The organism is Pseudomonas sp. 01L34, assembly GCF_056400265.1.
This window is the reverse complement of record NZ_JBFTSX010000012.1, coordinates 22,341-42,435: the sequence shown is the minus strand read 5'-3', so window position 1 is coordinate 42,435 and position 20,095 is coordinate 22,341. Positions and strand designations below refer to the sequence as shown.

General features: G+C 61.2%; 14 protein-coding genes. 7 read left to right on the top strand and 7 right to left on the bottom strand.

The genetic code is table 11. The features are described from left to right. Window positions 1-32 precede the first annotated feature (32 nt). Together AC1DQM_RS28405 and AC1DQM_RS28400 are read left to right on the top strand one after the other, a co-directional pair. Entirely contained in the window at window positions 33-1,097 is a 1,065-nt protein-coding gene (locus AC1DQM_RS28405) for an alpha/beta fold hydrolase (RefSeq protein ID WP_477747155.1), read from the top strand. A gap of 158 nt (window positions 1,098-1,255) precedes the next feature. After that, window positions 1,256-1,555, top strand: coding sequence for a hypothetical protein (locus tag AC1DQM_RS28400; RefSeq protein WP_477747154.1), 300 nt, complete (start codon window positions 1,256-1,258; stop codon window positions 1,553-1,555). 267 nt (window positions 1,556-1,822) lie between these two features. Here AC1DQM_RS28400 and AC1DQM_RS28395 read toward each other — a convergent pair whose 3' ends face one another. From AC1DQM_RS28395 to mhpA, 7 genes are all read right to left on the bottom strand, one after another. After that, window positions 1,823-3,142, bottom strand: a complete 1,320-nt coding sequence (locus tag AC1DQM_RS28395) for an outer membrane protein transport protein (RefSeq protein ID WP_477747153.1) — start codon at window positions 3,140-3,142, stop codon at window positions 1,823-1,825. A 162-nt stretch (window positions 3,143-3,304) separates the two neighbouring features. Further along, window positions 3,305-5,206 (bottom strand): acyl-CoA synthetase, encoded by a 1,902-nt coding sequence (locus AC1DQM_RS28390; RefSeq protein WP_477747152.1) that lies wholly within the window; start codon window positions 5,204-5,206, stop codon window positions 3,305-3,307. Beyond that, window positions 5,206-6,162, bottom strand: a complete 957-nt coding sequence (locus AC1DQM_RS28385) for a fumarylacetoacetate hydrolase family protein (RefSeq protein ID WP_477747151.1) — start codon at window positions 6,160-6,162, stop codon at window positions 5,206-5,208. The genes AC1DQM_RS28390 and AC1DQM_RS28385 overlap by 1 nt, the downstream gene beginning before the upstream one ends. Before the next feature lie 82 nt (window positions 6,163-6,244). Then, the gene (locus tag AC1DQM_RS28380) at window positions 6,245-7,336 is read right to left on the bottom strand and encodes a VOC family protein (RefSeq protein ID WP_477747150.1); all 1,092 of its coding nucleotides are present in this window, start codon (window positions 7,334-7,336) and stop codon (window positions 6,245-6,247) included. An 84-nt stretch (window positions 7,337-7,420) separates the two neighbouring features. Beyond that, window positions 7,421-8,035, bottom strand: a complete 615-nt coding sequence (locus AC1DQM_RS28375; protein ID WP_477747149.1) for a TetR/AcrR family transcriptional regulator — start codon at window positions 8,033-8,035, stop codon at window positions 7,421-7,423. A 235-nt stretch (window positions 8,036-8,270) separates the two neighbouring features. Then, entirely contained in the window at window positions 8,271-8,915 is a 645-nt protein-coding gene (locus tag AC1DQM_RS28370; RefSeq protein WP_413695301.1) for a TetR/AcrR family transcriptional regulator, read from the bottom strand. A 2-nt stretch (window positions 8,916-8,917) separates the two neighbouring features. Further along, window positions 8,918-10,576, bottom strand: coding sequence for a bifunctional 3-(3-hydroxy-phenyl)propionate/3-hydroxycinnamic acid hydroxylase MhpA (gene mhpA / locus AC1DQM_RS28365; RefSeq protein ID WP_477747148.1), 1,659 nt, complete (start codon window positions 10,574-10,576; stop codon window positions 8,918-8,920). Between the two features lie 232 nt (window positions 10,577-10,808). On the opposite strand from mhpA, the gene AC1DQM_RS28360 reads away from it, so the two are divergent. From AC1DQM_RS28360 to AC1DQM_RS28340, 5 genes are all read left to right on the top strand, one after another. Next, a complete protein-coding gene (locus tag AC1DQM_RS28360; protein WP_477747147.1) occupies window positions 10,809-13,709 on the top strand; it encodes an AAA family ATPase in 2,901 nt (966 codons plus the stop codon). A 276-nt stretch (window positions 13,710-13,985) separates the two neighbouring features. Further along, window positions 13,986-14,201 carry a hypothetical protein gene (locus AC1DQM_RS28355; RefSeq protein WP_477747146.1) on the top strand — a complete coding sequence of 72 codons (216 nt, stop codon included), beginning with the start codon at window positions 13,986-13,988 and terminating at the stop codon, window positions 14,199-14,201. Window positions 14,202-14,318: 117 nt separating this feature from the next. Beyond that, entirely contained in the window at window positions 14,319-15,833 is a 1,515-nt protein-coding gene (locus AC1DQM_RS28350; RefSeq protein WP_477747145.1) for an efflux transporter outer membrane subunit, read from the top strand. A 30-nt stretch (window positions 15,834-15,863) separates the two neighbouring features. Beyond that, window positions 15,864-16,976, top strand: a complete 1,113-nt coding sequence (locus AC1DQM_RS28345; RefSeq protein WP_477747144.1) for an efflux RND transporter periplasmic adaptor subunit — start codon at window positions 15,864-15,866, stop codon at window positions 16,974-16,976. Next, complete coding sequence (locus tag AC1DQM_RS28340) at window positions 16,973-20,068, top strand: efflux RND transporter permease subunit (protein WP_477747143.1); 3,096 nt, start codon at window positions 16,973-16,975, stop codon at window positions 20,066-20,068. Before AC1DQM_RS28345 ends, AC1DQM_RS28340 begins: the two co-directional genes overlap by 4 nt. Window positions 20,069-20,095: the final 27 nt, after the last annotated feature.

Below are 20,095 nucleotides of genomic sequence, written 5' to 3'. Positions count from 1 at the left end.
CCCTGGCCAACGACTTGCAACGGAGACATCACATGAAGATGGCACTGCAGAACAAAACCGGCAAAAACCGCCACCGCCTGGTCGGCTCGTCGATCCTCGCGTTTACCCTCTTCAGCGCTCTCGGTGCGGCCCACGCACAAACGACCACCGCGGCGCAGCCAACCTCGGTCAATGCTGGCGCCACTCATGCAACACCCTCCCCGTTCGGCCCGCTCAAGCATGTCAACGCCGGCCTGCTGGACGTGGCATACGCCGAAACAGGCCCGGCTAATGGGCCAGTGGTGATTCTTCTGCACGGCTGGCCGTACGACATTCACAGCTATGACGAGGTCGCCCCGTTGCTTGCCGCGAAGGGCTATCGAGTGCTGATGCCGTATGCGCGTGGCTATGGCGATACGCATTTTCTGTCCGATAAAACCGTTCGCAATGGCCAACCGGCTGCGCTGGCCAGTGACGTCATCGACTTCATGGATGCGCTGAAGATCAAACAAGCCGTGCTCGGTGGTTACGATTGGGGCGCACGCTCGGCCGACATCGTCTCGGCGCTGTGGCCAGAACGGGTCAAGGCGCTGGTCTCGGTCAGCGGGTATCTGATCGGCAATCAGGCGGCCGGCAAGAACCCGCTGCCACCCAAGGCTGAATTGCAGTGGTGGTATCAGTTTTACTTCGCCACCGATCGCGGTCGCGCCGGGTACGAGAAAAACACCCACGACTTCGCCAAGTTGATATGGCAACTGGCTTCGCCGAAATGGGCGTTCGACGACGCCACTTTCGACCGCAGCGCCAAGGCGCTGGACAACCCCGACCATGTCGACATCACCGTGTTCAACTACCGCTGGCGCCTGGGCCTGGTCCAGGGCGAGAGCCGATACGAAGCGCTGGAGCAGAAACTGGCCACGGCGCCTTCCATCAGCGTGCCGACCATCACCCTTGAAGGCGATGCCAACGGCGCGCCGCACCCGGCCCCCGAGGATTACGCCAAGCGCTTCACCGGCAAATACGAGTTCCGGCTGATCAGCGGCGGCATCGGCCACAACCTGCCGCAGGAAGATCCGCAGGCGTTTGCCAAGGCTGTGATAGATGCGGATCACCTTTGAGGTGATCTGACATCCATGCACTTGCCCCGCTGAACACCCTCACAACAACGGCTCGTTTATTTAACGAGCCGTTTTAACCAAGGCAGGCGCAACCGTCTAATCTAAATAGAACACGACCACAAACACGCCTCCAGCCTCTTGATACAGGGGAAAATGGGATGATCGGCAAAACAGCACGCCAATGTTCGTCATGGATCCTCCCTTCCCTGCTCGCCATCAACCTGGCATTGACTGCCGGATGTGCGGGCAAAGCAGCCACCGCTCGCTATACGGCCTCAAGCACAGGTTCAAGTTGCTATGCAAAAGCGCTACCCACCGCCGGCGAAGGTGGCCTGGCCTGGGGCTCCACCCTGGACCTGGCTCGCCAAAAGTCCATGGATAATTGCATACGCTATGCCGGCCAATCCGGTGGCACGCCGACTACCTGTCATGTGGTGATGGCGGAGTGCAAAAACTGATGGAGCGGTAGCGAAGCGGGTCCTGTGGGAACGCCAATCAGTTAAGCCGTAATACGATCTGTAGCAGCTGCCGAGCTCGCGAGGCTGCGTTCGGCTGCGTAGCAGTCGTGAGTCCAGCTGGCGTGGTCTGCCTGATGCACCGTAAGTTCTGATTTTACGACTGCTACGCAGCCGAACGCAGCCTCGTGAACTCGGCAGCTGCTACAACAAAGAATGCGTCGCGGCTGAAATTGCTTAAATGATCCTCATTGGGCTTAGGAGCGACGATTAGTACCGATACGTTGCCTGCACTGAAATTCCATTCGCACTGTTTTCGTAATGGGCACTGTATTCCGGTTGAAGACCGGAGTCGTTCGAGTGTTTTACGGAGGCTTTTGAATCCCAGAGATAACCATAGGCAAAGTCGATCGTCAGATCGGCGTTCGGCGAATATGCGCCGCCCAGGGTCACGGCCTGGCGATTGCCGACCGGAACGCGCACGCTGCGATCGGCATTTCCAACCGGCGCCGGGTCATAGGCATAGCCTGCGCGTACCAGCCATTGCGGGTTCAATTGATAGGAGGCGCCAACCGCGGTGGACCATGTGTCGTGCCAGTTCATTTGTTCGGCCACATTCCCCAGGCCGGCAGCCTGGCCCATGGCGGAAACACCGCTGTTGATTGCCTCGACCTTCTGGATCCGGCTCCAGCGTGTCCAGGTGGTCCCCAGGTATCCGGTCCAGCGACTATTGAAATGATGGGTGATGGACGTGTCCACTTTTTCGGGCATCGTCAGATCTATCCGGGTGTCATAGTTTCCATCCAGCGGGATAACGCTCGGGGAGCCGGAAACCTCGGTATGCCCTTTGAGGTGATAGCTCACCTTCGAGTGATAAGTCACCCCCCAACGGGTGGCCTCGCTAAAGTCAACCAGGAGGCCGACGTTGTAGCCAATGGTCGTGTCATCGCCCTTGATGGTGACCAGAGTGTCCTGGCCGTTGTTCAGGGCGCCGGTTGCCATGTAATTCTGAAGCTTTGCATCGAAACGGTTCAGGGTCGGTCCGCCACCAATGGACACGTAATCATTGATCCGATAGGCCAGTGTGGGCTGCAGGGTTATCTCCTTGGTCGTGCTGTAGGAACCATGATAACGACCCTGAAAAGTGCTCTCGTAGTCATTGATCAGGCCACTCGGCGCATACAGGCCCAAGCCAGCCGAAAAACGATCATCAAGCGGTGTCGACAGATAGGCGAAGGGCACGACCCCCAAAGGAACCGAATCACCCTTGTTCGTTCCTGTAGCACTGCTCTGCGCATCACTGATGTCATTGCTCACCGAGACGATTGCGGCCCCACCGGAAATCTCACTGCGCTGCAACTTGGTCAGGCCTGCAGGGTTTCCATAAATGGTGCTGGCGTCCAGCGCCGATGACGACCGTCCCGCATAAGCAGTTCCGGCGCTGCTTGCACTTTGTTCGTTGAGACCAATGCCATTGGCGCCGGCAATGGTCGAGGCGCTGAGCAGTGCCATGGCACTGGTGAACTTAATCCAGACAGCACACTTTCGCTGAACAGAAAGACACGGGATCACACGGCTATTCAGTTTCATTTTCCACCTCTGTTTATTGTTTTTGTTGATTGCACGCAGGCAAGGCTTCGCCTTCCTGTGAACTTTTCAGCACCGGTTGGAGTTGAATCGAAGTTGTGTAAAAGACCCTGGCGGAACAGCGCCAGGGCATGGCTGCTGGACTGACAGATGCGAATCAGAGACTCAAGCAAGCCACTCGATCTGGAAGCTATAGTGTCCCAGGAGCGGCGCCAGGATTTCCTGGCCGGCTCCGGCCCGGATGCAGGCGACAGGCCCACGACGAGTGTCCTGCACGACCTCGACAGCAATATCCGAAAGCCCCAGGCGCCCCGCTTCCTGCTGGACGACTCTGGCAATCTCCCGCTGCTGCAAAGCAGGTTTGAATATCTTGCCCACGGCCGTCAGTGGCAATGCTTCGAGGATTTCAATGCGCTTGGGAACGGCGGCCCGCTCACTGATGTGGAGATGGGCGAACGCCTCCAGCTCTTTGGCATTGCTAACTTGCCCGGGGCGCAACTGAACGTAGGCCACCGGCACCTCCCCCGAGTAGACGTCGGGGCTGCCGATTGCAGCGGCCAGGGCGACGGCGGAATGCGCCTGCAGAACCTCTTCGATTTGCTTCGGATCGATGTTGTGGCCGCCGCGGATGATCAACTCCTTCTTGCGCCCGGTCAGCCAGAAGTAACCCTGCGCATCCTGGCGACCCAAATCACCCGTGTTCAGCCAGCGCTGACCGTCGATATCGATCCAGAGGCCCTGGTTATGACGCTCCTCCAGATAGCCATCGAAGAGGTTCGGACCACTGATCGTGATGAGCCCGATTTCATCCACGTTGGCGTCGCGCAGGTATTCACCCGCGTCATTGAGCACGACCGCGCGCATATTCTGGTAGGCGATCCGTATCCCGATGGAGCCGATGCGGCGCTCGCCATGGGGCGGATTGATTGAGGAAACGCAGGCGCCCTCGGTAAGACCGTAACCCTCAAGGATCTTTAACCCGGTCCGGCGCTCGAACTCTCGCAGAAGCTCAGCCGGCATGGGCGCCGCGCCACACATTGCGTAGCGAAGACTGGACAGGTCGCGACCCTGCCATTCATTTTGCAGAAGTGCGGCATAGACCGTTGGCACGCCGGAAAAGAAGTTGATACCGAAGTGCTCGACCATCTCCCAGAATCGCGGGATCACCCCCTCGCCACGATACCCTTGAGGCGTCCCGAGGATCACATGGTCGCCTTGAGTCCAAGGCATCAGGCCAGTCACCATTTGTCCATTGACATGAAACAGCGGCAGGCCACAAAAGATAACCTGGCCACTCGTGCGTGGCTGCATGTGAGCGGCCATGGCCCATGCATTGAATACTTCCGAGCCATGGGTTCGCGCGGCGATCTTGGGGAGCCCGGTGGTGCCGCCCGTACAGATATAGGAAGAGCACTCATCCTGGCGGATTTGTCGACCGCTGATCAGGTGTGTGTGCGGCTGAGTATTCATCAGCGATAGCCAATCGTGGATCGCGATACCGTTGTGTAAGTCTCGCTCCTTCAGTGCCATGGCTTGCAGGATCCCGCACACCGGTTCGGCGACATAGGGCTCCATGCTGACCCAAACGACAGACCTGAGCGCAGGTAACTGATCCAGCTGCGAAGCCAGTTTGGGCCACAGATCGCTACCCGGGGTCGGTGCGAGCGTTACCACCACGGAGGCCTTCGCGGCATTCAGCAAGCCAGCCATCTGCTTGGCTTCGAGCAGAGGATTGATCGCCATGACGATGCCAGCCGCCTCCCCGCCCCATATGGTGAAATGGGTTTCCGGCAGGTTGGGCAGGATGAAGGCAAGCACCTCGCCCGGTTTGATGCCCAGGTCATGGAAAGCATTCGCCGCGCGGGTGATATCCGCGAAGAGCTGGGAGTAGTTCCACTCGCAGGTGCGCTTGAAATCGGCGGCATTGGCGAAGAAGCTCAGCGCCGGCGCCCGGGGGGTGCACTTGGCGGCCTGCCGCAGCGCTTCATAAGTGCTGGATGCCAGGCCACGCTCCGACAAGGGGACTCGTTCGAGACTTTCGATGTCACTCAGGGTCTGCACCGTCATCAGGCTTCCTCCACGACACGGTTACGTTGCACGCCGAGGTCGATCACACCATCGGCGCTGCGAATGCGCGCCTCGACCACGTCACCTGGCTTGAGATACTGCGTCCGGCTTTCCTGCGCCTTGAGGAACAGCTTCCACTTGGTAGCTTCTGGCATCAGGGCCGCAATGCGCTGTTTGGCAGGCGAAGGAACGGTCAGCGCACAGCCGGCGGGTGTACCGGTGGCGATCAGGTCTCCAACGGCAAGATCTTGCACGGCGGAGAGTTCGGTAAGGGTTTCGGCCGGGCCGTAAACCAGGTTGGCCGTGCTGTCGTTCTGGCGCACCTGATCGTTAACCGTCAGGCGCAACTGCAATGCCTTGAGGTAAGGCATGCTCTTGGCATCCAGAAGGCAGAGGTACGGGCCGACCGGGCCAAATGTGCGGAAGCTCTTGCCCTTGTAGAACTGCATCTGAGGGATCTGAATGTCACGAGCCGAGTAGTCATTGACGATGACGACGCCTGCGATGAACTCATGCAGATTGGCGTCGGTAACAGCCACAGCGCCGGTGATCGCGCGTTTCATCACCAGCCCCAGTTCGATCTCGTAATCAAGGAAGCGCACGGTGCGCGGCTTGATCAGGTCGCTGTCCGCTGCCACCAGGCAACTGGTCGCCTTGGTGAAGATCATGTTGAATTTCTTCGCATCCGGGTCCATGCCCGACTCGATCATGTGCTGACGGTAATTGGCGCCCTGGCAGACGAACTGCTGGTTACGGGTGATCGGCGACAGCAGTTTCACTTCGCCCTCCGCAAGCTCCGTACCTGTTATTTGAGCGAGGTCGCCGAGGCTGTTCTGGCGAATGAAATCACCGGTGGTTTCAAAAACACCGGGGACAACCGTGATACGGCCCTGGCGTAGCACGCCCCAGTGGATACCGTTCTGAAATTCAAAGCGGACTACGTGTACAGCAGACATTGAAGGTACTCCTGGAGCAGCGTTTGTCCCGCCCACGGCGGCGCGAGATCTGTGGTGTTGTTCTGTGGAAAGGCTGGCAGCCCTACCCGAACATCCGCATGAGTGTTACCAGCTTGCGAAGGGTCAGGTCGGGGCTGCGTCGCAGGTTCCGGATCAGCGCACGCAGCTTGCTCAAACTCATCCTGGGTTTTGTAAAGCTCTTGGGCATGCGCTGCCCCCACTGCGCCATTGCCTCGGGGCTTACGGGATGAATACCCGTAGGCTGTGCGGCCGTGAACACATCCCCGTCGCAGTAATGCTCGTGCTTATCGCCCCAAGGGTCTTGCCAGTAATCGAAGATCTGACTGCCCAGAATGTGCCGGCCAATGCCCCATGAGTGCTCCCAACCGCGCTCGCGCAGGACGCGCTGCCCCATTCCCACCGCATCGGCATCGACAACCTCATAAGCGCTATGGCTATAGGTGGCCATGAACCCTTGCGCTATCGCGAGCGTATGGTGAGCGGCGGGAACTTCACCGAGGTCAAGGCGCATGAAAGTGACGATAGGTGTGCCATCGGGGAGCACCTGCACATCGCTGGGAATGAACCCGAAATGCTTGGTGTACCAGGCACAGGTCGCCTGGTAGTCGGCCACTTCGATGACGATGTGACCGAGCCTGAATACTTCAGGGGGAGCGATCGGCGGACGCTGTGTGGCGTTGATCCGCAGTTGCTCATGCGCCAGATTCCAGGGAAGGGGCGTTCGGTGTCCCAGCGTTATGCTCGGAGTCTGCTCGCAAACAGCTTCCACAATGAAACCGGAAGGATCAGTCAGTCTGACGCAATGCCCGCCACCCGGATGTTCCGATTTCTCGACCGCTGACGCGCCCGGAATTCCCATCAGTTTTTGCAGTTCCTCAAGCGACTGGACAGCCAACCCGAACCCGACAAAACGTGCCTGTTTCGCACGATGGACGCGGTAGCAGTAGGCAGTGGGATCAATAGCGCGCAGATAAAGCGTATCGGCGTCCTGCTGACTGACTGTCAGGCCGAAATCGGTCAGAAACCGCGCCGCCTCATTCAAGTCCGGCCGTTGAAAGATCAGGTGAGTCAGCCCCTGGGCCTTCACCGTCGGCTGCGGATGCCGGGCGGGTTGTTGCGTTGCCAACCGATGCAATTGGTTTTTGTTGTTCATTGTTCTTGTTTTCCGGTTTTTTAGGGTAAAGCCGTCCCCGCGCCCCTGAAAATCCAGAGGCGTTTAGTTGAATCGGCTTACGAACTAGTCGAGAGAAGGAAGTGTTGGCAGCTCTGTAGTCGCCAGCTCACGGGCCTCCTCTGGTGCCACACCCAATGCCCGCAGCACCAGCTCGGCCGTGTCAGAGCCCGATTCGCGCCACGTTCTATGCCCTTCCAGCACCAGGAAAATCGAGCCCAGCACACTGCTCGATATCAGCGTCAAGACTGAGAGCAATTGCTCCTGCGCAAACGTGTACCGCCCACTGGCAAGTCCACTCAGAAGATCGGTCGTCGCCTGGCTGCTGAACATTTCGCGCAACGAAGCATTGCTCATGGCGAACTTATGGATGAACGCTCCCCAATGGGAGTCCTCATGAGCGCGACGAATGAAGAGTCGAATGCCATTGGCAAGACGCTGAGCCGGATCGGTGAGAGCGTCGAAGCTCTTGTTGACGCGCTCATGCATCTCCCTGGCGAGATGGCTGGCAACTGCCTCGAACAGGTTTTCCATGCTGTCGATGTTGCTGTAGATCGTTCCGCGCGCTACTCCTGCCTCTTGTGCGAGGTCAAGGATGTTCACCTGGGAGGTACCTCTTTCCGCGAACAGGCGGAAGGCGGCTTGATGAATGCGGCGCTGTGTCGGATTCAGGGATTCCACGTTATCTCTCCAAAATTACCTTATGAGCCAATTGAACACTCGTGTTCATCGGCAGTCAACAAAGTTTTTTGAATCAAGAACGAAACCATCCAGGAAAACCGTTCTATGCCGTATAAAAACGGATTCCTCGAATGTTTTTTCAAGGTCAACGAAAAGATTTGGAGTTCTATTCACCAACAAAAATGAACATGAATGTTCAGCAGAAGGCCTGGCGAATCGAGAATGACATCGGGGGCTAAGGTAGCGGCTTACCGGCGATTTTCTTGGCTCTGGCCGGTGTTACGCCCAGCGCCTTGAGAATCATCTCGGCGACCAGCAGATCGTGCTCTGCCGCCGCACGCCCCTCGACAACCGAGCGCATGGCTCCGGTTGTGCACGATACGACCATGTCCAGGGCGACCCCTTCGTCCTCATAAGCGAAAGTGCCCGCGCGCAGACCGTCACGCAGGTCGCCCAGCACATGGTCAGCCAAGCGCGAACGCATGGCCTGATCGGAATGGATGATGCGCAGCAGTGCGTTAGCCCATTGATGGTCGTAGGCAGCCCGACGGACGAACATGCGCACGCCGATCGAAAGCCGCTGTGCGCCGCAATGCACGTCCGAGCTCAAGGCGGAAATGGCATCTGAGAACTCGGACGCCATGGCGATGCCAACCGCCTCGAGCACTTCGTCGCGCGTTCGAAAATAGTTGTAGATGGTGCCGTTGGATACCGCAGCCTCCGCGGCGACCTCGAGCAGTGCAATCTCCCCCACCTCCTTGCGCGCAACAAGACGCAATGCCGCGTCCACCAGGCCGCGACGGGTGCGTTCACGCTTCTTGTGACCTCGAGTGAGAGGTTCTTGCGCAGTTTCTTCTGAAGGAAAAGTGGGGGATGGCATCTTCACGCTCTTAATCGAGGGGGCTCGTTGATGGTAATGGAAACGCTATCGGCAGTGGAATCGACGCTGGCCATCAGGATCTGGCACTCTCGAACCAGACTGTCTGCCTCTGTGCCGGGAGCGTGGTGCATGATGATACGGTCGGGGCGAATCGCAACGAGCGTGCCTTTGCCGGCCAGCGGCAGGATCTCATGGTTCAGGTCTTCGATGAAGTCGCAACCGCTGTCGGAGCGCTGACCGCAGGGCCCGATCTGCAAGAAGTGACCGCCCATCTTTATCCAGGAAAAGACTTGAGCAGTGCTCAGCAGTGATAACGGGTCAACACCGAACCCGACCAGGGTCAGGTTGTGTCCGAGCGCCTCATCGCTCAGCTGGATCTGCTGTTGTGAGTTGCGAACCCAGGCCTGGGGAAACAGACTGCCACGAACCAGTTTGTCGCCACGACGATGCTGCATGAACAGACCCTGCTTGAAGATGTTCTTCGGTTTGATGTCCAACTGTTCGAAGTACTTTCTGGACGCGGGCGTCAACGCCAGCGTGCGCATCATGCCGTGGATGAAAAAAGCGGCGACCTTGTTTCTCGGCATCACCAAACGGCCCATGAGTTTCGCCAGATTGATCATCGCCTGGGCATGGGGACGACGCTCCACGTCATAGGTATCGAGTATTGAAGGCGCGGCTTGGCCGTGAAGGACCCAGGCCAGTTTCCAGGCTAGGTTGGCGCCATCTCGAAGTCCTGCGACGAGACCTTGCCCGACAAAGGGCGGGGTGATGTGGGCCGCATCCCCTGCAAGGAAGACTCGCCCCTTGCTGAATCGGTTGCAGCAGCGCGCGTGGAATCGATACACCGCCTTGCGCTCGATTTCCAGCTCCTGCGGATTGATCCATGGCGCGATCAGCCGGGCGATACTTTCCGGGCTTTCCAGCTCTTCCCGGGATTCGCCGGGGTGCAGCATGAACTCCCAACGTTCCCTTCCGCCAGGAGCTGGCATGTGCGGTGTCGGGCGCCGTGGATCACAGATAAATTCAACGTGATCGATCGCTGATTGATGCCGGTTCCTGGTATCGACAATCAGCCAATCCTCTGCATAGGTTTGTCCTTCGAATTCCTGGCCAATCAAGGCCCTGACCCTGGAACTTGCACCATCGGCACCTATCAGGTAACGGGCGCGAACGGAATGCACATGGCCATCCTGATCCCGTACGGAGGCCACGACACCCTCCGACTCCTCGACCAGACTCTCAAGCTCGAATCCACCCAGGCTGGTCACCGACTTCAGCCGGGAGACCTGGTTGCGCATCGCATGTTCAAGGTCGGGTTGATAGAACGTCACCAGTTTGGGATGACCGTCGATGCACCCCGCGGTATTGGCCCGACTGAATTGCCCGAGGACCGGGGAATGCATCTTCACTTCAGGGATAACGATCTTCTCGAAAGCATCCTCCGACAATCCGGCGAGTTGCAGGATGCGAAGCGCCTCGTTGTCCAGAGCAATGGCGCGGGGCATCAGCAGGACCTCATGGGACTTGTCCAATACCAGCGTCTTTACACCATAGCGGCCGAGCAACGCCGCGATTGTCACCCCTACCGGACCGTTACCGACGACCAGCACATCGACAGCGGTGGAAGGCAATTCGGAACCTTTCTTGTTGTTGTTCATCTCGAGCCCTTGTTGTGATTGAAGTCGTGAGACACGCAGGTCTCATCGTCAGGCAAGGTGAAGGTATGTAAAATTGAAACATTTTTCAATATTGAAACTCTTGTCATTAATTTTCCGACACCAGTTTCCGACCGACGAGGCTTGGCTTCCGAGCCGATCAGCGTTGTTATTGGAGTGACCACGTGCCATGCCTCACGGCGCATAACTCTGTTTCAGTTTTCAGGAATCCAACGTGGCACGTCCGCAGTCCCATCCAAACCCGGTCCAGCTGTGCTTCGTCGAGTTCGAACTCGACGAAACCAACGCCTGCTTGTCACGTAATGGAGAAGCCGTGGCGTTGGCACCAACGCCCTTCATGCTGCTTTGTGCACTTGCACGCCAGCCGGGATCGCTGGTGACCAAGGATGCTTTGCTGGATGAAGTATGGGGACATCGGTTTGTCAGCGATTCAGTGTTGAAGACGGCCATCAGCGATCTGCGCAAGGTGCTGGGCGACGACCCCAGGCAGCCCCGCTTCATCGAGACGGTGTCGCGGCGCGGCTATCGGTTCATCGCCGGGCCATCCCCTGCCCTTTCGATACCGTCTGCATCCACGACGGTGCCAGTGGTCGGCGCGTATCCATCGACACCATTCATTGGTCGCACCGACAAACTCTCAAGACTGCAACGGGCATGGGAGCGGGCTTGCGGCGGGCAGCGTGCGGTGGTTTGGCTGGCCGGAGAACCGGGAATTGGCAAGACCACGTTGATCGAGCATTTCCTCGCGAGCCTAGGCGGCATCGCCTGTGCCCGCGGCCACTGCGTGGAGCACTACGGCACCGGCGAACCGTACCTGCCGGTGTTGGAGGCTTTGGCCGATCTGTGCCGCAGCGACCCTGCCCTGCCGGCACTGCTGCGCACCGTGGCGCCGACCTGGCTGCTGCAACTGCCGTGGCTGAGCACAGCGCAAGAGCGAGACGCGCTGCGGCGAGAACTTGCGGGCATCGGTCCGGATCGCATGCTGCGAGAAATGGGCGAGCTATTGGACCGCTACACAGAGCAGCGACCGCTGTTGCTGGTGACTGAAGACCTGCACTGGAGCGATCGGGCGACGGTCCAGCTCATCGACTATGTGGCGCGTCGGCGCGGCCGCACACGACTTATGTGGCTGTCGAGCTTCCGCGTCGCCGAGGTGGTAGCGCTCGAACATCCGCTCAATTCGTTGCGCCACGAACTGCGCCAACAACGTCTGTGCGAGGAAGTGGTGCTCGATCCGTTCTCGGAAACCGAAGTCGCTGACTACATCGCGCTACGTTCGACATCGCTGGCGCGCGATGAAGCCTTCGTGCGCGCCCTGCACGAGCGCACCGACGGTGTGCCGCTGTTCGTGTCGTCAGTCATCAGTGAAGTGATGGATCCGGCGGACGACGACACCACCATCGAAGCCCGGCTGGCGGGAATGGCGGTTCCCGAAAACCTCGCGGCCATCATTGATCACTACATCACCAGGCTCGGGCACGAGCAGCGTGCGCTGCTCTCGGCGGCAGCAGTCTGCGGAGTCGAATTTCGGGTCGAGACGGTTTCGCTGGCCCTCGAGCGCGATCTCGCTTGCGTGGCCGACACCTGCGAGGAACTGGTACGCGAGCAGATGTGGCTCACGCGGTCGCGGGGCGCCGAACCTGATGAAATGGCGGAGCTACCCTACTCTTTCCGCCACGCCCTCTTCCGCCAGGTACTGTACGACCGCACGCCGCGCTCGTTGCGCACCCACCTTCATCACCAGGTTGGCGCTGCGCTCGAACACGAACGCATGGCCGGCGTGCCGGTTGCTGCCTCGGAACTGGCGACACACTTCGACCGGGCTCGGCAGCCGATGATCGCGCTGCGTTATTACGCCGAAGCCGCGGAAGCCGCGCTGCTGCACTTCAGCCCGGCGTTGTGCATCGGTCTCACCGAGCGCGCGCTGGTCCTGCTGCGGCAAGCACCGGAAGGGATCGAGCGCGATACGCTCGAAATTACCTTGGCGACGCTGCAGGGCGTATCGGCGTTCCATACGCTCGGTGTCGGCAACGAAGCCAGGAACGCATTCGAACGCGCGTACACGCGGCTAGCGGAGCTACCCGAGCATCCGATGCGCGGGCGCCTGCTGCACGGCTTCGGCTATCTGCTCGGGCTGCGCGGCGACTATGCGCAGGCGCTGGCGGTAGCAGAACGCGCCGAAACCCTCTCGTGCGAGGCGAATGATCCAGCGCTCATGCTGGTGGCATGCATCGTACAGGGCGAGGTGCATCATCTTCAGGGGCGTACACAAGAGACCCGCCAATGGCTAGAGCGCGCGCTTGCAATCGCCGAGCCGCTGGACATCGGGGCAAACGAAATCTTTGCGGCCGATCCTCAGGTCATGCTGCACGGTATGTTGGCCATAGAACTCGTGCGCTCAGGTCTTGTTGTGCAAGGCCGGGACCACATGCAGCGGGCGCGGACCCGCGCTCAGGCGCTTCGCCAGCCCATGACTTGGCTGGTCGCCACCTGGCAAGAGGTGTTGATCGAGGTGCGGATGGGCAACCCCGTGCGTGTGGCAGCACTGGCTGACGACATGCAGACGCTGGTCGACGAGTACTCGCTGGCACTGGGGCGCACGGCTTGCCGCTGGTGGCGAGGCTGGGCCGAGGCGCGCAATGGCGCACCGCGTGACGGCTACCGCAGCATCCGCGAGGCCTACGACGAACACACCGGGCTCGGCATGCGCTCCGGTGCCAGCGAAGTGCTCGGCTACGCCGCCGAGGCGTTGTTGCTGGCCGGTGATTGCGACGCCGCGCAAGTTGAGCTGGAGGAAGCACTACGGGTGGGGGAAGAACTGGGTGAGCGCGTCTACCTGCCGCAACTGTTGCTGCTGGGGGCAGCGATTGCGCGGATGCAAGGCCGGCTCGATGCCGGCAACACCGCAGCGCGGCGGGCAATTGAGGAGTCGCGCGCCCAGGCGGCACCGTGGCTGGAGCTGCTCGCGCTGGTCGAGTTGTGCGAGCACCACGACGCGGCTACCGAGGACCGCCAGGCCCTGGCGGCGCTGGTTGAGCAATTGCCCGAAACCGATGGAACCGAGCTGGTGAAACGTGCGCGCTCGCTGCTTCAGGCTGCAAAGCCCGTGAATTAAAGACGCGAAACCTGTGGGAGCGAGCCTCTGTGGCGAGGGGGCTTGCCCCCGTTGGGGCGCGGAGCGCACCCGAATCCAGTCACCGCGATTTTGAGTTAGAAAGCGGCGACCGGTTTTACGACTGCTTCGCAGTCGAACGGGGGCAAGCCCCCTCGCCACCGAGGCAGGCTCCCACAAGGGCTGCAGTATTCCCGACCGAAGTACGACCTTTCGCTTACGACTTGACCAGGGGGACGGCCTACGCTGTCGTCGAACTTTCTGATCCCCTGGTCTGCAATGAGCCTGAACCCTGAATCCAAGTACCCGAACCGCCGCTCGTATGTCGTGAAGCTGCGTAGCGACGCCATGCCCGGGGCGCTCGTGGGCCGCCTCGAAAACCTGGTTACCGGGCGTCAACGCGAGTTTTCGTCCGCCGAAGCATTGCTGGAGTCGATTGACTCCGACCTCGCGTCAGCGACCGGCGAGCACGCGGCAGATGCCGACAGCGAGTGACACCTCCAACCTGAATCAACGCTCGATATGGCGACCGAACGGCGACGCTTCGCTGACGACTTCGCACACACCGGGCCCTACGCTGATGCCACCTCGAATCTACACGAGTCCAATCCGATGCCGCGACTTCCAACCTCCCATCCGCTGACCCGCTACGCCGGGCTGACGCCCCTGCAATATGCCGAACGCCTGCTCGGCGTCGTCGTGGGTGCGGCGCTCGCCGCGTCTATCGCCCTGGTCTTAACCGGTTGCTCTACGGAGACCGCCAAACCGTCGGTGCCCCTGGCGGCCAAGTTCGCTGCAAGCACAGCCTCCGAGATGGAACCCGAAGCCGCGTGGTGGGAAACGTTCAACGACCCGGTGTTGACCGATCTGGTGCGCCGCGCAATGCACGAGAACCGTGATATCAAGATTGCGGCCGAGCGCGTGCGCACCGCTCGCGCCGGCGAGACGATCAGTCGCTCCTGGCTCTTTCCGAGCGTCGGAATGTCCGCCTTCGGCTCCGACAGTAGCAGCGGCTACAGCACGGCCAAGAAGCAGGGAGTCCCGGACACCAAGACCGTCGGCGCAGGCCTGGACGTCTCTTGGGAACTCGACCTCAGCGGACGCCTGCGCGCTGGCGCGGCAGCAGCCGAGGCCGAGGCACTGGCCGCGGAGGACGGCGTGCGTGGCGTGCGTCTGTTGGTGATGAGCGACGTTGCCAGTAACTACTTCACACTGGTCGGTGCGCTGCGCCAGGCCGAAACGCTACGCGCGATCTCGACCGCGCAGGACGAGACACTGCGCCTGGTCAATGCCCGCCACCGTGTCGGGCTGGCCACCGCCTTCGACGTCGAGCGCGCACAGACCGATGCCGCTTCGGCGCGCGCGCAGATCCCTGCGCTGGAAACCCAGGCGGCTGTGGCGCGGCACCGCATCGCGGTATTGGTCGGTGACCAGGCCTTTAATGCCGCGAGCATCCAGCCCTCCCCTGGCAACGTGATGGCGCCCGAGGCCCGACAAGGGCAGCCCGCCACCCTGCTACAGCGCCGGCCTGATGTATTGGCGTTGATGGCGCAACTCGATGCCGCCAATGCGCGCCGTAAACAAGCCGCAGCCGAGTGGTTTCCGCGGCTGTTCCTCGGGGCATCCTATGGTCGCCAGGGCCTTGAGATGAACGGTCTGGACCTGGGCGCCGCCCGCTTCACCAACGTGGCCGCCCTGCTCACGATGCCGATCTTCAACGCCGGGCGCACGCGCGCGATCAACGAGGTCGCCGAGAGCGGCCAACGTGAGGCGCTACTGCGCGCCGAGGACGGCATTGTGCGCGCGCTCGAGGACGTGGAGAACGCCCTCGTCACCCAGACCCAGGAGCGTCAGCGTGCCCAATCGTTGCAGTCGGCCACCGAGTCCGCGGAGGCTGCACTGAGCCACGCGCAGTCGCTCTACGATAGAGGGCAGATCGACCTGCTGCCGCTGCTGGACTCACAGCGAGCGCGTCTGGCGGCACGCCTGAACGCCAATGAAAGCAACACCCGCCTGCTGCTCGACAGCGTGCAGCTCTACAAGGCATTGGGCGGAGGCTGGCAGGTGTTCGAACACCCCGCCACTCCCACCGCAACCATCGAAGCCGACCGGCCACCACTTTCCTAAGAATCTGTCGTTTTCCAAAGAGGAACCGCCTTGAAAACCTCCCTTACTGCGGCCGGCGCCCTGGCCGTAGCCGTCATGCTTTGCGCCTGTAGCCCGGAACAACCCACCGTGCAGGCACCACGACCGGTTCGCACCGCGGCAATCAGCTACGACAATGCCCGCGACATCAGTCGTTACGTCGGCACCGTCCAGTCGCGGCACGAAGTCGATCAGGCCTTCCGCGTGGGCGGCAAGGTCGCCCAGCGCAAGGTCGATGTCGGCCAGTATGTGCACGAAGGCGACATCCTGGCTGTGCTGGATGACAGCGACTACCGCCTCGCTGAAGACGCGTCACGACAACAATGGACGGTTGCCGTCGAGCAGACGCGCCAGGCCGATTCGGACCGCCAGCGCCTGACCGCGCTGAAGGCTGACGGCTCGGTCAGTGCGGCCGATGACGAGCGCGCGCAGACCAACGCCCAAACCGCGCATGCGACCGCCGAGGCCGAGGCACGTAAGCTCGAGCTCGCGCGCAACCGGCTCAAATACACCGTGCTGCGCGCCTCGCGTAGCGGTGTTGTCACGGCTGTACGCTTTGAGGCCGGACAGGTCGTGGCCGAGGGCCAACCGGTCGTCTCGGTTGCGAATCCGGATGAGTCCGAGATCGTCATCGATGTGCCCGAGGATCAGCTGTCGGTCTTCAAGGAGGCACGTTTCAAGGCTTCGCTGGCCAGTGCGCCGAACGACGTCTTCGATGTCACGCTGCGTGAACTGTCACCGCAGGCTGCGACGCAGACACGCACCTATCGCGCGCGACTCAAACCGGTGCAGGCGCTGCCACTGGGCGCCACTGCCACGGTAACCGCCGAGCGGATGATGACAAATGTCTCCGTGGCGGCGGTGCCAGCCACGGCACTGACACAAATCGGAGGCCAGCCAGCGCTGTGGGTGGTCACGCCCGAGGGCGAGGGTCTGGCGGGCATCGTCGAACTGGTGCAGGTGGCGGTGTGGGGCTATCGCAATGACGAAGTGCTTGTCTCCGGGCCACAGGCTGGTGCATTGATCGTCACCGCCGGGGTGCAGAAGATGTCATCCGGGCTGAAAGTCGCGCTTCCCGGCGCGTCGATTGTTGACGCGAACACCCCGCAGCAGGCCGCCCGATGAACAACTTCAACCTCACCGACTGGGCGCTGCGCCACCGCGCCATCGTCCTGTTCATGCTCATCCTCGTCGCGGTGGCCGGTGCCTTCAGCTTCACCCGGCTCGGTCAGCTCGAGGACCCGAATTTTTCCGTGCCCTCCATGACCACCATGGTCATCTGGCCGGGCGCTACCGCCCAGCAGATGCAGGACCAGGTCCTCAACCGCATGGAGAAGAAATTCGAGCAGATCGACAACTTCGAAAAGGTGGTCACCTACGCGCGCCAAGGCTACGCGGGCATGACGCTCACCGTGCGCGGCGGCACCTCCAAGGCTGACCAGCGCGAGGCCTGGTACCAGGCGCGTAAAAAGCTCAACGACCTGAGCCTCGAGCTGCCTGACGGCGTGATCGGGCCGATCGTAAACGACGAGTACGGCGACGTGTATGGCCTGATGTACGCCGTCAAGGGCGACGGCATCGGTCACGCCGACCTGTCGGACGCGGCCGAAGACATCAAGCGCCAGATGCTGAAGGTGCCGATGGTCAAGAAGATCGACCTCATCGGCAAACAGGCCAAACGTGTCTACGTCGAGTTCTCGCACGAGCGCCTGGCAGCGTTGGGCATTACACCGCTGGCCATCGCCGAAAGCCTCAAGAGCCAGAACGCACTGTTGCCCGCAGGCCAGATCGACACCCGCGGCGACCGCGTGATGGTGCGCGTGAGCGGCCAATTCGCCAGCGAAGAGGCTATCCGCAACGTGCCCATCAGCGCAGGCGGCCGGCTGATCAAACTCGGCGACATTGCGACCGTTACCCGTGGCTTCGAAGATCCGCCCACCTACACGGTACGCCACAACGGCCAGCCAGTGCTGATGCTCGGCATCACGATGACCAGCGACGGCAACATCGTGGACCTTGGCAAGGCGATGAATACGGCAGTCGCCAAGATCCAGTCCGAACTTCCACACGGCGTGGAGCTGGAGCTGGTGGCCGACCAGCCAACCACGGTGAAGGACGCCATCCTGGACTTCGGTCATGCGCTGGCCGAGGCGCTGATCATCGTGATCGCGGTGAGCCTGGCCAGCCTGGGCTGGCGCGCCGGCCTCGTGGTCGCGACCACGGTGCCGCTGGTGCTGGGTGGCGTGGCGCTGGTGATGCTGGCGATGGGCTGGAACCTCGAACGCATCTCGCTCGGCTCGCTGATTATCGCGTTGGGACTGCTGGTGGATGACGCCATCATCGCTATCGAGATGATGGTGGCGAAGATGGAAACCGGCATGGACCGCGTAAAGGCGGCCGCCTTCTCCTATCAATCCACCGCCATGCCGCGCCTGACCGGCGCACTCATCACCGTCGTGGGCTTCCTGCCGATCGGCCTCTCGAAGTCCACTACCGGCGAGTACGCAGGTGGCATTTTCTGGATCGTCGGCGCCGCGGTGCTGTTCTCGTGGATCTGCTCCGGCATCTTCACACCGTACTTGGCAGTGAAGATGCTGCCCAACGAATTGGGCAAGCACCAGCACGGTGATCTGTATGACACGAAGTTCTACCGCAGCCTGCGCCGCCTGATCGACGCCGCCATCGAGCACCGCTGGGCGGTCATCGGTGCGACGTTTGGCGCCCTGGTGCTGGCGCTGGCCTGTATCAAGCTAGTGCCGCAGCAATTCTTCCCCAACAGTTCGCGTCCTGAACTGGTCATTGACCTGCGCGTCAAGGAAGGCTCCTCGTTCGCCGCGACGACCGAGCAGGTCAAGCACATGGAAGAGATCCTGGCGAAGGATGAGGACGTGCGTTTCTATACCGCCTACACCGGCGCCGGCGCTCCGCGCTTCTATCTCTCGCTCAACCCCGAGCTGCCGAATCCCGGATTTGCCCAGTTCGTTGTGATGACCAAGGACCTGGATGCACGCGAGCGAGTCCGTGCACGGCTGATGACCTCGGCCGACCAACAATTCCCGCAGGCGTGGGTGCGGGTGACCCGGCTCGAGTTGGGGCCGCCTGTCGGCTACCCGGTGCAGTTCCGCGTCGTAGGCCCCGATACCCAGGTGGTGCGCCGGATCGCTCGCGATGTAGAGAAGGTGGTGGCGTCCAACCCGAAGGTGCGCGACCTCCAGCTTGACTGGAATGACCCGGTGCGCACGCTGAAAGTGCAGCTGGATCAGGACAAGGCAAGTGCGCTGGGTCTTACGCCGGCCGACGTGTCGCTGGCGACCCAGACCGTGATGAACGGCGCAACCCTGTCGCAACTGCGTGAACGCGAGGACCTGATCGACATCGTGGCCCGTGCCGTGCCTGAGGAGCGCTTGAGCCTCGACACACTCAAAGACATCAACCTCTATACGCGCCAGGGCACGGTGGTGCCACTGTCGCAAGTCGCACAGGTGCGCTCGGAACTGGAAGAGCCGGTGCTGTGGCGCCGCAACCGCGACATGGCGATCACGGTGCGTGCCGACGTGAAGGATGGCGAGCAAGGTGTATCGGTGACGCAGCAGATCCGGCCGTTGCTCAAGGAGATCGAAGCGAAACTGCCGTCGGGCTACCGCATCGACGTGGGCGGCGCGGTGGAGGAAAGCGACAAGGCCAACAAGGCGCTGCTGGCGGTGGCTCCGCTGATGATGATCAGCATCCTGCTGCTGCTTATGCTGCAACTGCAGAACTTCTCTCGCATGTGGATGGTGGTGCTGACCGCACCGCTGGGCTTGATCGGTGTGGTGCCGGCGCTGCTGGTGTTCCAGTCGCCGCTGGGCTTCGTCGCGATCCTGGGCATCATTGCACTGGGTGGCATGATCATGCGCAACTCGGTCATCCTGATCGACCAGGTGCAAACCGAGATCGCCGAAGGACGCGACCCGTGGAATGCCGTGCTGGATGCCGCCATTCACAGGGCTCGTCCGGTGATGCTGACGGCGCTGGCCACCGTGCTTGCAATGATCCCGCTAACGCGCAGTGTGTTCTGGGGGCCGATGGCAATTGCGATCATGGGCGGTCTTACCGTGGCGACGCTACTGACGATCTTCTTCGTCCCGGCGTTGTACGCCGCATGGTTCAAGGTGGGTCGCCAGACGGCCGCTGATACCCCACAGGCACGGGGGAACGCCACGCTCGCTTCTGAGTGATGAGTGTCCCCCACCGTGTGATGAGTA